The sequence below is a fragment of the Propioniciclava sp. genome (assembly GCF_036744435.1).
Lineage (GTDB): Bacteria > Actinomycetota > Actinomycetes > Propionibacteriales > Propionibacteriaceae > Propioniciclava.
Genome location: NZ_DAIOIA010000069.1, coordinates 1 through 15,879, shown reverse-complemented (window position 1 = coordinate 15,879; position 15,879 = coordinate 1). Strand labels below are relative to the sequence as shown.

Below are 15,879 nucleotides of genomic sequence, written 5' to 3'. Positions count from 1 at the left end.
CCAGCACCATCACCGGTGTTGAGATGTTCCGCAAGATCCTCGACGAGGGTCGCGCTGGCGAGAACGTCGGCCTGCTGCTGCGTGGCACCAAGAAGGACGATGTCGAGCGCGGCATGGTCATCTGCAAGCCGGGCACGGTTACGCCGCACACCGACTTCGAGGCGCAGGTCTACGTGCTGAACAAGGAAGAGGGTGGCCGTCACAAGCCGTTCTTCTCCAACTACAGCCCGCAGTTCTACTTCCGCACCACCGATGTCACCGGTGTGGTTCAGCTGCCCGAGGGCACCGAGATGGTCATGCCTGGCGACAACACCGGCATGACGGTGCACCTCAACAAGCCGATCGCCATGGAGGAGGCCCTCAAGTTCGCGATCCGCGAAGGCGGCCGCACCGTGGGCGCCGGCAACGTCACCAAGATCCTGAAGTGACGCTGCTGCACTAGGCATCATCGCAGGGCCCGCACCGACCACGGTGCGGGCCCTGCGTCATCTTCGGGCGAGCCGCGACTGTTTCAGTGTCAACTACGTGCGGTGGGCACTCGACTTCTACACCATGTAGTAGGAGACTTTTCATCAGTCACGGGGTCCTGCCTGGGCCCGACACGCAGCGTCAAAGGAGCACGCATCTATGAACGTCAAGCCCCTCAAGGTCGCAGGCCTGGTCTCCATCATCATCGGCATCCTGTTCACCCTCACCGGTGGAGTCGTGTGGGGCGTGGTGAGCTCGCAGCTCGCGGCGGAGAAGATCACGGTTCCCAATGACGCGAAGTTCCTGCAGGGGGCGCTGGTCTCCGGGCCGCTGTCCGCTCTCGCGCAGGCCGACATCATCAGCACGCACGCCTTGAAGGCCAGCGGTGGGCTGACCTACTCCGAACTCGGCGCCGCGGCCACCGCCGCCAAGAACGCAGGCGAGACCGCGAAGGCCGAGGATCTCACCGCTCAGCGCGCCACCGTGATGAACGGCTCCTTCCTGCGCGCCTCCCTGTTCACCTCGGTGCTCTCCTTCGGCGTCTGCCTGTTCGCCATCGGCGTTGGTGTGTCGCTGCTGGTCATCGGGTGGGCCCTGAACAAGGTCGGCAGCCAGAAGGTTGCCGCGGTGGTCGCGGAGACCCCCGCAGCCTGATCTGCTCCTGAAGGTGGGGCGGTGTCGCGTGAGCGGCGCCGCCCCACCTTCGTCTGTGCTCCCCTGCGGGCCGTCCTAGGCTGTCCGCGTGAGCATCCACACCGAGCACCCGTTCGCCGCCGCGCCCGGCAGCCGCGACGCAGTCAGACGGCTTCGGGGGCGGCTTGCTGCGCCTGTGACGCTATGGGCGTCCGGCGAGGGACGTGCCCGCGTCGGCTTGACCGTCAGTTCGATGCTCGTCGTGCTGGGGGAGTCCGGCCGCGTCATCGGGCTGCTCGACCCGGACTCCGAGTTCGCGGCGGGGCGAGGCCCCCGGGGTGCGATCTCCGTGCTGGAGGAACCCGACCGCCTACTCGCGGAGTCGTTTGCCGGGGTGGGGCCAGCACCCGGTGGGCTGTTCGCCCAGGCGCCCTTCGCGCAGACCGAGTGGGGGCCCGTGGTGCCAGGGCGCACCTGGGCCGGCGTGACCTGGGAGTCGGAGCGGACGCTCGGTTGGTCGGTTGAGGTCGTGGGGCGGATCGAGACGGTGAGCCTCAGCGACGGCATCATCTGGGCGCACGCACGGGGGAGGTACACCACGTTGCGCGACTAGGCGAAGCGATACGCTGGAGGCATCATGAGTGACGATCCCCTGCTGCCTGCGCGCCTGCGCGTCGCCCCCTCGCCCACCGGAGACCCGCACGTCGGCACCGCCTACATGTCGCTGTTCAATCTGGCCTGGGCGCGGAAGACCGGTGGAGCCTTCGTGCTGCGGATCGAGGACACCGACCGCAGTCGATACGTCCCAGAGTCCGAGCAGCAGATCTTCTCCACCTTGCGGTGGCTCGACCTCGGCTGGGACGAAGGGCCCGACGTCGGCGGGCCGTTCGCCCCCTATCGCCAGTCCGAGCGGCTCGACACGTACCGACCGTTCGTCGATCAGCTCATCGACCAGGGACATGCCTACTACTGCTGGTGCTCTCCGGAGCGGCTGGCGGAGCTTCGCGCCGAGCAACAAGCCTCGAAGCAGCCGGTCACCGGCTATGACCGACTGTGCTGGGGCATGACGCGGGACGAGCGCGCCCAACTCCCTGGCTTCACGGAGAATCCTGTCGTGCGCATGCTCATCCCCGAGGATGCCCCGGTGGCTTTCGAGGACCTCGTTCGGGGCCCGGTGTCGGCACCTCACCCCGACGACCAGGTGATCCTCAAGGCCGACGGGTTCCCCACCTACCACCTGGCCGTGGTGGTCGACGACCATCTGATGGGGATCACCCATGTCGTGCGGGGGGAGGAGTGGATCAGCTCGACCCCCAAGCACATTCTTCTGTACCGCTGGCTGGGCTGGGACATCCCCGCATTCGCGCACATGCCGCTGTTGCGCAACACCGACAAGTCCAAGATCTCCAAGCGGAAGAACCCGGCCGCCCGGCTGGTCTGGTTCCGTGAGCAGGGCTATCTTCCGCAGGCGCTGGTGAACTTCCTGCAGCTTCTTGGCTACCCTCCTGCCGAGGGTGAGCAGGAGGTGGCGGACTTCGCCCAGTTCGTGGCGGGCTTCGACTGGACCAAGGTGAACACGGTCGGGCCGGTCTTCGACCTGGACAAGCTCAACTGGCTCAACGGTCACTACATCCGCTCCTTGAGCACCGAGCGGCTCGCCGACGCGATCCTGGAGCACCTCGCCTTCACAGGGACGTGGCCACAGCCCAGCGCCGAGCAGGTCCGGGTGCTGCGTGCCGCGACTCCGCTCATCCAGGAACGCTTGACCCTCCTGTCGGAGGTCCCAGCCAAGATCGCTTTCCTGCTCGCCAGCGACGATGAGATCGTGATCGCCGACGATGCGCGGGCGACGCTCCCTCCCAACGCGACGGAGGTGTTGGACGCCGCCCTGCAGGCGCTGGAGACGCTGGAGCCGTGGGGTCACGACGAGATCCAGGCGACGCTCCGGCGAGCCTTGGTGGAGGACCGTGGGATCAAGCCGAGGCTGGCCTTTGGCCCGGTGCGGGTCGCCGTGACCGGGTCGCGCGTCTCGCCGCCCCTGTTCGAATCGCTGGAGATACTGGGGCAGGCCTCCACGCTGGAGCGGCTGGCTCGCTTGCGCAGGCGACTCTGAATTGAATTGCCGAAGAATGTCACCCGCGAGAGGGATTGTCGTCCAAGGTTCGCCGTGTTTGTGACGCCGCGTTCGCGATACCTCGGCAATCATCTCTCGTTCGGTGACGTGACGCTTTGCGACGTTCTTGCGGGCGTGGAACAATCCGGGGTGGTACGCGCCTTGGCGTGCTCGGAATCGGCCCCGCGGTGACGGCGGGGCGGCGCGAAGGGATCTTCATGCGACGTCGTAGGCATCGACACACTGTGGGCAGGAGCGCGTTGATCATCGCGCTCGTCGCGATGCTGACCTTGGGCAACGCATTGCCCGCGGCAGCGGTCATCGGAAACCCGGCTGACCAGACGACCTCGTCGGGGGTCACCAGCATCCCTGCGACGCAGGGCAAGGCTCGCGGCTCCGGCTTGTGGGGTTTCGCGGGCGACGTGAAGACGCGGAACAACGACACGATGTTCAACTAGGACCTGGATGTCAGCCCGGTGGACGGAAGCCTGTGGGTTACTGACTCCGCCAAGGTGCAATACACCAACGCGTTCGTGTGCGGCCTTCTCGGCGGCACCATGATCAGCAGTGGGGCCTGCCTCCTGGGCCAGTCCCGACTGCTGAAGTACCCTCTCACCGGCACCGATTGGGCCGTGGGGCAGTACCAAGGCGACGGCTCGTGGGCGACGGCCGCCGCAACAGCGAATGCGGGCGTGGGCGCGAACTATGCCACACGCTCTGCCGCGTCGGTCACGAACGGCAGCACCTTGGCCAATGGCCGGTTCGGCGGAGCCCGAGGGATCGCGCTCACCGAGGCTGGCAACGCCTGGATCACCGATTCGGACTACGGGTTGTCGATCGCCTCGAGTGGCAAGGCCATCCGGATCGTCAACTCGAACTTCACGGAGGGCAACTCCTTCGGCACCTCCACGTGGCCCAGCGGCAACACGTGGGCCAACCGCAATGACCCGCAAGCCTTCGACTACCCGGTCGGCGCTGCTCGGATGCTGAACGGGCACATCGTCGTCACGTCGCAGACGGCGGAGCTATTGAAGGAGTACCTGCCCGACGGGACGTTCGTCCGCAACATCTACCTGCGTCAGGCGGCAGGAACCGCCGGCGCAGGAGATGGGGGCTATCGTTCCCCATACGCCATCGCGGTCGACCCCAACAGCGGCGACTTGCTCGTCGGTTACATCGATCCCGGGAGCGGTCAGCGCTCCTTCATCGAGCGCATCGATCCCGACGGCTGCACCACCTCCTCGGTGGGGAACCCCGCCGGTTCCTTCCAGGATCGCTGCACGGTGAAGAACCGCATCGGCCTGGGTACCCTCGCCACCGGCGATGGTCAGACGTGGGCCACCTTCACCATCGCCGTCGAGCCCAGTACCGGTGATATCTACGTCGGGCAGCGCAGCGGTCTGATCTCGGTGTTTGCCGCGGATGGCACCTCCAAGGGCTCCTTCTCCGCCTTTGGCGGGGGGACCAAGAACGGACAGCTGAGCACTGTGCGCGGCATGGTCTTTGATGAGCGCGGGTTCCTGTACCTCACGGTGAGCGAAGGAAACACCAGCGCCCGCGTGGAGATCTTTGCACGCACACCCGATCCCGTGAGCGGCCTCACGGCAACGTTCACCGATGCGGGCAAGACTGCCGCCACGCTGTCCTGGGACGCCCTCGCCGCCGGAGTCACCGCTGATGCGCAGGCACCCGTTCGCGACTACGTCATCGAGCAGACGTCCGATGAGGGAACCACCTGGACGGTGGTTCCCTCGGCGCTGAGCACGGCCACCACCTTCACGGTCACGGGACTCGACCCCGACGCCACCTACCAATTCCGGGTCTCGGCCTGGAACGAGGCAGGCAACGGTGATCTCGCTGTGGCCAGCCCGGTCTTGCCCGTACCCGGCACCCTGACGTTGGTCAAGTCGGGCAACGGGGCCGTCGCCGAATCGGCTGAGGAGGCGGTGCACGTCAGTGCTGGAAGCGATGTCACCTTCACGTACGTCGTAAAGAACGAAGGCCCCTCCGAGGTGACCGGCATCACGCTGGAAGACTCGGTCCTAGGCACGGTCGTGGCGCCTGAGGACTTCACCGGGACCCTGGCAGCCGACGAGTCGGTCACCTTCGAGGCGACGGGGCTGGTGGCGGCTGGTGCGTACCACAACACGGCTACCGTCCGGGGAACGAGCATCGCGTCGCCGGTGACGGCCACCGACTCCTGGTACGGCTTCGGTGTGGCTCCCCACATGACCGTCGTGAAGTCGGGCGATGGGGTCGAAGTCTCCTCGGCCGCGGAGGCGCATCACGTGCAGGCCGGGACCGGGTGACGTTCACCTATACGGTGACGAACTCCGGGAACGTGCCCGTGTCGCTCGATTCGGTGCACGACGATGTCCTGGGCGAGATCTCCGCGCCTGTGGGATTCAGCGGGACCCTTGGGGTCGATGAGTCAGTGACGTTCGAGTCGACCGGCACGGTGGCGGCGGGCGAGTACCGCAACACCGTGGAGGTCAACGGCACGGCCCATGACACGACCGTGACGGCGACCGATGAGTGGTTCGGATATGGCGACGTCCCGGCCCCGACCCCCAGCCCGACGCCGGGCAGCGCCGCGCCGGTACCATCCGGGCCGGGAGGAAAGCTGCCTACCACCGGTGGTGACCTTCCCGTGTGGCTGATCGGTCTGGGGGTCGCTTTGGTGGCTGTGGGTGTCGGCGCCACCGCCTATGGAGCGCGGCGCGGAGGCCACGCCTGAGCGAGGGGTAAACGGAGGGGAGCAGGCCGCCCGGCCTGCTCCCCTCCGTTCGTTCTTGCGTGATCGGTGGCTCGCACCGCGTCGCCGACGTGGAATCAGAAGTGGGCGCGGAAAGTGTCCAGAATCTGCGAGGCCGCCTCGACGGCGCTCACCTGGCCGGCCGCCACCTCGTTCTCCAAGGCGCCGGAGACGGCCTTGACCGCGGGATTGCGGAGAAGAGCCGTTTCGAGGTCGTCGCGCACCAAAGCCCACATCCAGTCGCGCTGCTGTGACGCTCTGCGGGCCTCCAGGGAACCGTCGGCCTCCAAGATCGCACGATGCGTCAACACGGCCTGCCACACCTCGTCCAGGCCGTCCCCGGTGTACGAGGACGAAGTCAGCACCGGCGTCCGAGGCTCGTCAGCGCCCTTGATCAGGCGCATGGCGATGGAGAGCTCGCGAGCGGCCACCCGCGCCTCTCCAGCGCCGTCACCGTCGGCCTTGTTGACCGTGATCACGTCCGCCATCTCGAGGATGCCCCGCTTGATGCCCTGCAACTGGTCGCCGGTGCGCGCGATCATCAGCAGCAAGAAGGTGTCCACCATGCCCGCGACCGCGACCTCGGACTGACCAACCCCCACCGTCTCGACCCAGACGGTGTCGAAACCGGCGGCCTCCATGATGAGCATGCCCTCCCGGGTGGCCCGGGCCACCCCGCCCAGCTGGGTGCCGGAGGGGGAGGGGCGGATGAACGCGGAGTCGGTCTCGGCGAGATCGGCCATGCGCGTCCGGTCGCCTAGGACCGATCCTCCCGAGCGCGACGAGGACGGGTCGACCGCCAACACGGCGATCTTGTGCCCCTGCTCGATCAGCCGGGTCCCCATCGCGTTGATGAAGGTCGACTTGCCGGCACCGGGGACTCCGGAAATGCCGACGCGGACCGCGCGCCCGGTGTAGGGCCGCAGCAATGTCAGAAGCTCTCGTGCCTTCTCGCGGTGGTCGGGCCGCGACGACTCGACCAGCGTCAGTGCGCGCGCGATATGTGCACGAGACCCGGCAACCACCTGCTCTGCAAGGGTTGCCGGGTCCAGTGTCTGCCTCATGCCGCGGGTTCCTCCAGGCGCTTGATCAGCAGCTCAAGCAGCTCGTGAGCCGACTCCGGGATCTTCGTTCCGGGCGGGTAGATCGCATCCGCACCGTGCTCCCGAAGCTCCTCGAAGTCCTGGCTGGGGATGACGCCGCCGACGATGATCATCAGGTCGTCACGGCCGAGCTTGTCGAGCTCGGCCCGCAGCGCCGGAACGAGGGTGAGGTGACCGGCTGCCAGCGAGCTCACGCCCACCACATGCACGTCCGCCTCGATCGCCTGGCGGGCGACCTCCTCCGGCGTCTGGAACAGCGGGCCGACGTCGACGTCGAAGCCGAGGTCGGCGAAGGCGGTCGAGATCACCTTCTGGCCGCGGTCGTGCCCGTCCTGGCCCATCTTGGCAACCAGGATGCGGGGACGACGGCCTTCGAGTTCCTCGAACTTCTCCACGAGGTCCTTGGTTGCCTGCGTGGACGCGGTGTCACCGGATTCCTTGCTGTACACGCCACTGATCGTACGGATCTGCGCCGTGTAGCGCCCGAACTCCTTCTCCAACGCGCTGGAGATCTCGCCAACCGACGCCCGCGCCCGCGCGGCATCGATGGCCAGCTTCAGCAGGTTGCGCTCCGGATCAGTGGGATCAGGGTTGGCGGCGGCCCAGGTCAGCTTCTCCAAGGCGGCCTGCGTGACGGTCTCGTCCCGCTCGGCGCGCAACTGCTGCAGCTTGGCGATCTGCTCGGCGCGCACCGTCTTGTTGTCGACCTTCAGAACCTCGATGCCCTCGTCGTCGTCGAGGGTGTACTTGTTGACACCCACCACGGGCTGCCGGCCGGAGTCGATACGGGCCTGCGTTCGTGCGGCCGCCTCCTCGATGCGCATCTTCGGGATGCCTGCCTCGATGGCCTTCGCCATGCCGCCGGCCTGCTCGACCTCCTGGATCAGCGTCCAGGCCTTCTCCGCCAGTTCAGCGGTGAGCTTCTCGACATAGGCCGATCCGCCCCACGGATCGATCGGGCGCGTCGTGCCCGACTCCTGCTGGATGAACAGCTGGGTGTTACGGGCGATGCGGGCCGAGAAGTCGGTCGGCAGGGCGATGGCCTCGTCCAGGGCGTTGGTGTGCAGCGACTGGGTGTGACCCTGCGTGGCGGCCATGGCCTCCAGGCAAGTGCGGGTCACGTTGTTGAACACGTCCTGCGCCGTGAGCGACCACCCTGACGTCTGGCTGTGCGTGCGCAGGGACATCGACTTCGCGTTCTTCGCGCCGGAGTCCTTCACCAGGCGTGCCCAGAGCATGCGCGCGGCGCGCATCTTGGCGACCTCCATGAAGAAGTTCATCCCGATGGCCCAGAAGAACGACAGCCGCGGAGCGAACTTGTCCACATCCAGCCCGACGGACTGGCCCGCACGGATGTACTCGATGCCGTCGGCCAAGGTGTAGGCCATCTCGATGTCGGCGGTCGCCCCGGCCTCTTGCATGTGGTAGCCGGAGATGGAGATCGAGTTGAACTTCGGCATGTTCGCGCTGGTGAACGCGAAGATGTCGGAGATGATCCGCATCGACGGGGTCGGGGGGTAGATGTAGGTGTTGCGGACCATGAACTCCTTCAGAATGTCATTCTGAATGGTTCCGGCCAGCTGCTCCGGTGCGACGCCCTGTTCCTCGGCGGCGACGACGTAGAGCGCCAGGATGGGCAGCACTGCGCCGTTCATGGTCATCGACACCGACATCTGATCCAGCGGGATGCCTTCGAACAGCTGACGCATGTCCAGGATCGAGTCCACGGCCACGCCGGCCATGCCGACGTCGCCGGCCACCCGCGGGTGATCGGAGTCGTAGCCGCGGTGCGTGGCGAGGTCGAACGCGATCGACAGGCCCTTCTGGCCGGCCGCCAGGTTGCGGCGGTAGAACGCGTTGGACTCGGCCGCCGTCGAGAACCCGGCGTACTGGCGGATCGTCCACGGACGGTTGACGTACATGGTGGCGTACGGGCCGCGCAGGAAGGGGGGCAGCCCGGGCCGGGTGTCCAGGAAGTCCAGTCCGGTCAGGTCTGCTTCGGTGTAGAGCGGGGGAACCGGGATCTGCTCGGGGGTCTCCCACACCGCGCCCTGCCCGCCGGCCTCAGCGAGCGCATCGTCGTAGACGTGATGCGCCGTCTTGTCCGGCGTGGCGTCGCCGAGCGGAACGGAATCGAAACGGGGAATCATCGGGTCACTCCCAGAGTGGTGAAGGTGGAGTTGAGGAAGTCGACGACGTTCATGCCCAAGGCGATGGTGCCGTCGAAGAGTCCGTCGGGGACCTCACCGGCCTCGGCCAGCTGACCCGCGAGGTAGACCTTGTCGACGCCTGCCGCCTTGAGCGCCTGAGCGACGGGGATGGCCTGGTCGGCATACACCTTCGCGCTGCTCGCCAGGACGGCCACCTTGGCCTTGGCCTCTGAGGCTCGCTGGGCGATCTCCTCGGGAGTGCCGCCGTGGCTCTCGGCCGGGTGTAGGCCGCCCACGAGCAGGACGTTGGAGGCGAACCCTTGACGGCCGCCGAAGTCCCGCTGCTGCCCCAAGCAGGCCAGGAAGACCTCGGGTGCGCTGCCGTGTTCGGCCTGGAAGGCCCACGCCTCTTCACGCAGTTCCTCGAAGACCTGAGCGTCGCGGATCTGCTTGAGTCCGCCCAGGGCGGGAGCGTCGGGTCGGGGCTTGGCCTCGAACTTGGTCTCTCCGGACAGCGGGAACATGCTCACCCCGGTGAGCTCAATGGCGCGTGTGGCCAGCTTCGCGGCTCGCGCCTCGTTGGTCTGGCCGATGCGGCGCTCGATGTCGCCCGAGGACAGCGCGGCGGCCATGCCCCCGGCGGCCTCGATTTCCCCGACGATCACCCAGGCGCTCTGGGCGAGTTCCTCGGTGAGGGACTCGACGTACCAGGAGCCGCCTGCCGGATCCATCACGCGGCCGAGGTTGGATTCCTCGGCTGCGATGACCTGGGTGTTGCGTGCGATCCTGCGCGAGAACGAGCTCGGGAGCCCGGCCGCGTGGTCGAACGGCAGGACGGTGATGGCATCCGCACCGCCGGTCGCCGCACCGAACGTGGCGATGGTGGCGCGCAGCATGTTGACGTAGGGATCGACCGTGCTGAACATCCGGGGGCTGGTGACCGCGTGCGTGTGAGCACCACGCAGCGCCTCCGAAACCCCGGAGACCTCGGTGACGCGCGACCACAGGCGACGCAGCGCACGAAGCCGCGCGATGGTCATGAACTGATCGGCGGTGGCCGAGACCCGGAACTCGAGCTGGCTCACGGCGAGATCGGGGGAGATGCCCGCCTCGTCGAGATCGCGCAGGTACTCGATGCCGGTGGCGATCGCAAAGGCCAACTCCTGGACGTCGTCGGCGCCGGCGCCCACGTACGGGAGCGCGTCCACGGTCAACGCGACGACGCCGGGCAACGACTCGGTCGCCTCGGCGACGAAGGCCCGGTGGGTGGCGAGGTCGGGGGCGGTGCCGTTGAGCGCGGCGAACCGGAGGGCGTCGACCCCGAGGTTGCCCTTGAGGCTCGCGGGGTCGCTCCCGGAGTTCTTGAAGACCTCGATGAGCGCCTGAGCGGCGCCAGCGGGATCGGTGTTGCTCACCACGCGCACGGCGGCGAGGTCGAGCTGAACGTCGGCGAGCACGTCGGCGAGACGGTCGGCGGGGATGGCGTCGGGATCAAGTCGCAGCCACACCGACGTGGCGCCCCGCTCCAGGTCGTCCAGGACCGCCTGCCGAGTGAGGGCGACGTCGGGATCCTCATGCAGTTGCCGGACGCCCCAGGCAACAGCCTCACCGTTGCGGACGCTGGCGCCGCGGGTGAAAGGCATGGCGCCGGGGTAGCCCAGTGCAGGTGGCGTGGCACCGGCCGTGTACAAAGGCGCGATCTCCAGGCCGTCCAGGGTCGTCGTCGTCAGCCGCTTCAGGCCCTTCTCGACCGTGAGCTGCTTGCCTTCGGGACGGCCTCGGTTGAGGACCTTGAGGACCTCCGCCTCCCACTGTGCATCGGTGACCGGGGGAAAGCCTCCGGCCAAGGTGAGTTGTTCGGGGTCAACCGACATGCGAATTTATCCTCTGCATCGCTGTCCGCCGGCCCCGGGCGAGGCCGGACATGTGTCCACAGTAGTGCGCGTAACGCCCTCCGGGGGCCGGTTTGTCCACCCTGACGCGAATTCTCCTACGTCGCGTAGTACACGCACGGCAGCGGTGTCGGGTGACGGGTCGCGCGGGACCGAGGGTGTCGCGGCGGAGCGGAGCGGGTCGCGCCAGGTTCCTACTCCCGGCAGATTTGCCCCTGGCGGCCTGCGATGCCAGAATAGGGGGGTTGCTTTGACGCTGGTTGCGGCAAGGCCGTCCGTCGCGAGCGTCGGACGGGTTCCGCAGTAACGCCACCCCGGAGCACTCGGGCGGTGACACGCCGGGCCCTACCAAGTCCCAGAAATTCGGGGGATCGCGCGGCCCGCAAGGCGCGACACGCCCGACCTCGGGGGTCGGAGTGACAAGGGGTTTTTCAACCGAGAGGCCCGAGTTGGGGCGGCATGATGCTAGTCGGCCCACGATGAAGTAAGGACATCCATGGCAGGACAAAAGATCCGGATCCGACTCCGGGCCTATGACCACGAGGTCATCGATACGTCGGCGAAGAAGATCGTCGACACGGTCACGCGTACGGGCGCTCAGGTCGCCGGCCCCGTGCCGCTGCCGACCGAGAAGAACGTCTACTGCGTGATCCGGTCGCCCCACAAGTACAAGGACAGCCGCGAGCACTTCGAGATGCGCACCCACAAGCGGCTCATCGACATCCTCGATCCGACCCCCAAGACGGTCGACTCGCTCATGCGTCTCGATCTGCCGGCGGGTGTCGACATCGAGATCAAGCTTCCGTGAGGTCCGCTGCCATGAACAACGAACGCACCGTCAAGGGCATCCTGGGCTCCAAGCTCGGCATGACCCAGCTCTGGGACGCCGATAACAAGGTCGTCCCCGTCACCGTCATCCAGGCGGGCCCCTGCGTCGTCACGCAGGTTCGCACGCCGGAGAAGGACGGCTACAACGCCGTTCAGCTGGCCTACGGCGCCATCAAGCCGAAGAACGTCAACAAGCCCGCTACCGGCCACTTCGAGGCCGCCGGTGTGACGCCGCGGCGTCACCTGGTCGAGCTGCGCACCGCCGACGCGTCGGAGTACACCCTGGGCCAGGAGGTGAGCGCGGACGCGTTCGAGGCCGGCCAGGTCGTCGACGTCACCGGCGTCACCAAGGGCAAGGGCACCGCGGGCGTCATGAAGCGTCACGGCTTCCACGGCCTGCGCGCCACCCACGGTGTGCACCGCAAGCACCGTTCGCCGGGCTCCATCGGTCAGTCCTCGACCCCGTCGCGCGTGTTCCCCGGAATGCGCATGGCCGGCCGCATGGGCGTCGACAAGGTGACCGTGCAGAACCTGACCATCCACGCCGTCGACGCTGAGCGGGGTCTCATCCTCGTCAAGGGTTCGGTCCCCGGTCCCAAGGGTGCCCTCGTCGTGCTGCGTACCGCTGCCAAGAAGGGAGCCTGAGCATGAGTGAGGCCCGCAAGGTCGCCGTGATCGGCACCAAGAAGTCCGCGGAACTCCCCGCCGAGCTTTTCGACGTCCAGACCAACGTGCCGCTGATCCACCAGGTCGTGGTGGCACAGCAGGCCGCTGCCCGCCAGGGCACGCACTCCACCAAGACGCGCGGCGAGGTCCGCGGCGGTGGCGCGAAGCCGTGGCGTCAGAAGGGCACCGGCCGCGCCCGTCAGGGTTCGCGTCGCGCCCCCCAGTGGACCGGCGGTGGCATCGTCCACGGCCCGCAACCCCACGGTTACGCGCAGCGGACCCCCAAGAAGATGGTCGCCGCCGCACTGCGTGGCGTGCTGTCCGACCGCGCCCGTGAAGGCGCCGTCCACGTCGTCGACACCTTCGTGTCGGGCGACAAGCCGTCGACCAAGACCGCCCTGCAGGCGCTCGAGACTGTCGAGGGTCGCCGCGTTCTCGTGGTGCTGACCCGAGACGACTCCCTCGCCTGGCTCAGCCTGCGCAACGTGTCCTCCGTCCACGTCATCGCCGCGGACCAGCTCAACGCCTACGACGTCGTCGTGGCCGATGACGTGGTCTTCACGGCTGCCGCGCTGGAGGTCTTCGTGGCCGGGCCCGCCAAGGGCAAGTCGGTCAAGGCCGTCGCCACCGAGTCCGAGGCCAAGGAGGCTGACAAGTGAGCAACGAGCTGAAGATCCACGACCACCGCGACATCCTGCTCGCGCCCGTGGTCAGCGAGAAGAGCTACGGCCTGCTCGACGAGAACAAGTACACGTTCCTCGTCGCGCCGGACGCCAACAAGACCGAGATCAAGATCGCCGTGGAGAAGGTTTTCGGCGTCAAGGTCACCGCGGTCAACACCATCAACCGCCAGGGCAAGAGCCGTCGGCTGCGCTACGGCGTCGGCAAGCGGCCCGACACCAAGCGAGCGATCGTCACGGTCGCCGATGGCCAGCGGATCGACATCTTCGGCCAGGGCAACTGAGTCGGGGCGACGAAGGACTGATTGACACATGGCTATTCGTAAGTACAAGCCCACGACTCCGGGCCGCCGCGGCTCGTCGGTCTCGGATTTCTCCGAGCTGACGCGCAACACGCCCGAGAAGTCGCTGACGGTTCCCATCAAGAAGACCGGTGGACGCAACAACCAGGGTCGCATCACCACCCGCCACATCGGCGGCGGGCACAAGCAGGCCTACCGGATCATCGATTTCAAGCGCTACGACAAGGACGGCGTGCCGGCCAAGGTCGCTCACATCGAGTACGACCCGAACCGCACCGCCCGGATCGCGTTGCTGCACTACGCCGATGGCGCCAAGCGCTACATCATCGCGCCCGAAGGTCTCGTCCAGGGGGCGACCGTCGAGGCCGGTGAAGGTGCCGACATCAAGCCGGGCAACAACCTTCCGCTGCGCAACATCCCCGTCGGCACCGTGGTGCACGCCGTGGAACTGCGCCCCGGTGGCGGCGCCAAGATGGGCCGCTCCGCCGGCGCTCGCGTCCAGCTCGTCGCCCGTGAGGGGCGTCACGCCACCCTGCGTCTGCCTTCGGGCGAAATGCGCATGGTCGACGTCCGCTGCCGCGCGACGGTCGGCGAGGTCGGCAACGCCGAGCAGAGCAACATCAACTGGGGCAAGGCAGGCCGGAACCGCTGGAAGGGCATCCGCCCGACCGTCCGCGGTGTGGTCATGAACCCGATCGACCACCCGCACGGTGGTGGCGAGGGTCGCACCTCCGGTGGCCGTCACCCGGTCAGCCCGTGGGGCAAGCCCGAGGGTCGCACCCGCAACAAGAACAAGGCGAGCAGCAAGCTCATCATTCGTCGCCGCAAGTCCGGCAAGAAGCGCTGATCGGGGAGTAGGAAGAAATGCCACGCAGCCTGAAGAAGGGTCCCTTCATCGATGCGTCGTTGGCCAAGAAGGTCGACGTGCAAAACGAGTCGGGAAGCAAGAACGTCATCAAGACCTGGTCGCGCCGTTCGATGATCAGCCCCGACATGATCGGGCACACCATCGCGGTTCACGATGGTCGCAAGCACATCCCGGTCTTCATCTCCGAGGCCATGGTGGGGCACAAGCTGGGGGAGTTCGCCCCGACACGTACCTACCGAGGTCACGTGAAGGATGACAAGAAGTCGCGTCGCCGCTGACGGCACGAGAGAAGGAATGGATTTCATGAGCACAGAGAAGACGCGGCCCAGCCGCCGCGCTGCGCTGCTCGGGGACCGTCCCGGTTCGTACGCCATTGCGCGTCACGTCCGGATGTCCCCGACCAAGGTTCGTCGTGTCGTCGACATTGTCCGCGGCATGGACGTCAATGAGGCCCTCGCGGTCCTGCGGTTCGCCCCGCAGGCGGCGTCGGACCCCGTCTACAAGGTGGTCGCTTCCGCGGTCGCCAACGCCGAGAACGCCGAGGACCTGCGCGGGGATGACCTGTTCATCAGCCAGGCCTACGTCGACGAAGGCGTGACGCTGCGCCGGATCCGCCCGCGGGCCAAGGGCTCTGCCAGCCGGATCAACAAGCGCGCCGCGCACATCACCGTCGTCGTCGAGCCCAAGGGCACGAAGGGAGCCTGAGCATGGGACAGAAGATCAACCCGATTGGCTTCCGCCTCGGCATCACCACCGACCACACCAGCCGCTGGTACGCCGACAAGAACTACTCGGAGCTCGTCTCCGAGGACGTCAAGATCCGCGAGTGGCTCACCAAGAACCTCGAGCGGGCTGGCATCAGCTCCATCGAGATCGAGCGTCGCTCCGAGCGCGTCACCATCTTCCTGTACGCCGCGCGTCCGGGCATCGTCATCGGCCGTAACGGCGCCGAGGCGGAGCGCGTCCGCGGCCAGCTGGAGAAGCTGACCGGCAAGCAGGTGCAGCTCAACATCCTCGAGGTCAAGAACCCCGAGATCGACGCCCAGCTCGTGGCTCAGGGCATCGCCGAGCAGCTGAGCGCCCGCGTGGCGTTCCGCCGTGCGATGCGCAAGGCGCAGCAGTCGGCCATGCGTTCGGGTGCCCTTGGCATCCGGATCCAGTGCTCCGGTCGTCTCGGCGGCGCCGAGATGAGCCGCTCGGAGTTCTACCGCGAGGGTCGCGTCCCGCTGCACACGCTGCGCGCCGACATCGACTACGGCTTCTACGAGGCCCGTACGACGTTCGGCCGGATCGGCGTGAAGGTGTGGATCTACAAGGGTGACGTGTCGGGCAACCGCGCCGAGCGCGCCGCCCAGCGCGCCGCTCGCGCCAACGCCGGTGGCGGTCAGCGTCGTCCGGGCCGCGGCCCGCGTCGCGATGGC

18 protein-coding genes are annotated in these 15,879 nt (G+C 67.4%); 15 read left to right on the top strand and 3 right to left on the bottom strand.

Annotation, left to right across the window (positions count from 1 at the left end; genetic code table 11):
• From V7E09_RS09870 to V7E09_RS09840, 7 genes are all read left to right on the top strand, one after another.
• Positions 1 to 428 (top strand): EF-Tu/IF-2/RF-3 family GTPase (locus V7E09_RS09870; RefSeq protein ID WP_324523321.1); only part of this gene is annotated, 428 nt, incomplete at its 5' end.
• Positions 429 to 627: 199 nt separating this feature from the next.
• On the top strand, positions 628 to 1,122 hold the full coding sequence (locus V7E09_RS09865) for an aromatic ring-opening dioxygenase LigA (RefSeq protein WP_324511733.1): 495 nt from the start codon (positions 628 to 630) through the stop codon (positions 1,120 to 1,122).
• 88 nt (positions 1,123 to 1,210) lie between these two features.
• The gene (locus tag V7E09_RS09860) at positions 1,211 to 1,714 is read left to right on the top strand and encodes a flavin reductase (RefSeq protein ID WP_324511732.1); all 504 of its coding nucleotides are present in this window, start codon (positions 1,211 to 1,213) and stop codon (positions 1,712 to 1,714) included.
• A gap of 24 nt (positions 1,715 to 1,738) precedes the next feature.
• Positions 1,739 to 3,214: a glutamate--tRNA ligase gene (gene gltX / locus V7E09_RS09855; protein WP_324511731.1), complete on the top strand. Its 1,476-nt coding sequence runs from the start codon at positions 1,739 to 1,741 to the stop codon at positions 3,212 to 3,214.
• 260 nt (positions 3,215 to 3,474) lie between these two features.
• Positions 3,475 to 3,672 (top strand): hypothetical protein, encoded by a 198-nt coding sequence (locus tag V7E09_RS09850; protein ID WP_324511730.1) that lies wholly within the window; start codon positions 3,475 to 3,477, stop codon positions 3,670 to 3,672.
• 18 nt (positions 3,673 to 3,690) lie between these two features.
• The gene (locus tag V7E09_RS09845) at positions 3,691 to 5,523 is read left to right on the top strand and encodes a fibronectin type III domain-containing protein (RefSeq protein WP_324511729.1); all 1,833 of its coding nucleotides are present in this window, start codon (positions 3,691 to 3,693) and stop codon (positions 5,521 to 5,523) included.
• Positions 5,520 to 5,951 (top strand): hypothetical protein, encoded by a 432-nt coding sequence (locus V7E09_RS09840; RefSeq protein ID WP_324511728.1) that lies wholly within the window; start codon positions 5,520 to 5,522, stop codon positions 5,949 to 5,951. Before V7E09_RS09845 ends, V7E09_RS09840 begins: the two co-directional genes overlap by 4 nt.
• 95 nt (positions 5,952 to 6,046) lie before the next feature.
• Here V7E09_RS09840 and meaB read toward each other — a convergent pair whose 3' ends face one another.
• The 3 genes from meaB to mutA are packed head-to-tail and all read right to left on the bottom strand — an operon-like array spanning position 6,047 to position 11,096.
• Positions 6,047 to 7,033, bottom strand: a complete 987-nt coding sequence (meaB, locus tag V7E09_RS09835; protein ID WP_324511727.1) for a methylmalonyl Co-A mutase-associated GTPase MeaB — start codon at positions 7,031 to 7,033, stop codon at positions 6,047 to 6,049.
• A complete protein-coding gene (gene scpA / locus V7E09_RS09830; RefSeq protein WP_324511726.1) occupies positions 7,030 to 9,222 on the bottom strand; it encodes a methylmalonyl-CoA mutase in 2,193 nt (730 codons plus the stop codon). The genes meaB and scpA overlap by 4 nt, the downstream gene beginning before the upstream one ends.
• Positions 9,219 to 11,096 carry a methylmalonyl-CoA mutase small subunit gene (gene mutA, locus V7E09_RS09825; RefSeq protein WP_324511725.1) on the bottom strand — a complete coding sequence of 626 codons (1,878 nt, stop codon included), beginning with the start codon at positions 11,094 to 11,096 and terminating at the stop codon, positions 9,219 to 9,221. The genes scpA and mutA overlap by 4 nt, the downstream gene beginning before the upstream one ends.
• Before the next feature lie 514 nt (positions 11,097 to 11,610).
• On the opposite strand from mutA, the gene rpsJ reads away from it, so the two are divergent.
• The 8 genes from rpsJ to rpsC form a co-directional block, all read left to right on the top strand.
• Positions 11,611 to 11,922, top strand: coding sequence for a 30S ribosomal protein S10 (gene rpsJ, locus V7E09_RS09820; protein WP_129459144.1), 312 nt, complete (start codon positions 11,611 to 11,613; stop codon positions 11,920 to 11,922).
• An 11-nt stretch (positions 11,923 to 11,933) separates the two neighbouring features.
• Entirely contained in the window at positions 11,934 to 12,587 is a 654-nt protein-coding gene (gene rplC, locus V7E09_RS09815) for a 50S ribosomal protein L3 (protein WP_324511724.1), read from the top strand.
• A gap of 2 nt (positions 12,588 to 12,589) precedes the next feature.
• A complete protein-coding gene (rplD, locus tag V7E09_RS09810) occupies positions 12,590 to 13,267 on the top strand; it encodes a 50S ribosomal protein L4 (protein WP_324511723.1) in 678 nt (225 codons plus the stop codon).
• Entirely contained in the window at positions 13,264 to 13,572 is a 309-nt protein-coding gene (gene rplW / locus V7E09_RS09805; RefSeq protein ID WP_324511722.1) for a 50S ribosomal protein L23, read from the top strand. The genes rplD and rplW overlap by 4 nt, the downstream gene beginning before the upstream one ends.
• A 28-nt stretch (positions 13,573 to 13,600) precedes the next feature.
• Entirely contained in the window at positions 13,601 to 14,437 is an 837-nt protein-coding gene (rplB, locus tag V7E09_RS09800; protein ID WP_324511721.1) for a 50S ribosomal protein L2, read from the top strand.
• 17 nt (positions 14,438 to 14,454) lie between these two features.
• On the top strand, positions 14,455 to 14,736 hold the full coding sequence (gene rpsS, locus V7E09_RS09795; RefSeq protein WP_129459140.1) for a 30S ribosomal protein S19: 282 nt from the start codon (positions 14,455 to 14,457) through the stop codon (positions 14,734 to 14,736).
• Positions 14,737 to 14,761: 25 nt separating this feature from the next.
• Positions 14,762 to 15,163: a 50S ribosomal protein L22 gene (gene rplV, locus V7E09_RS09790; protein ID WP_324511720.1), complete on the top strand. Its 402-nt coding sequence runs from the start codon at positions 14,762 to 14,764 to the stop codon at positions 15,161 to 15,163.
• Positions 15,164 to 15,165: 2 nt separating this feature from the next.
• Positions 15,166 to 15,879: 30S ribosomal protein S3 (rpsC, locus tag V7E09_RS09785; RefSeq protein ID WP_324523320.1), on the top strand; the 714-nt coding region annotated here is incomplete at its 3' end.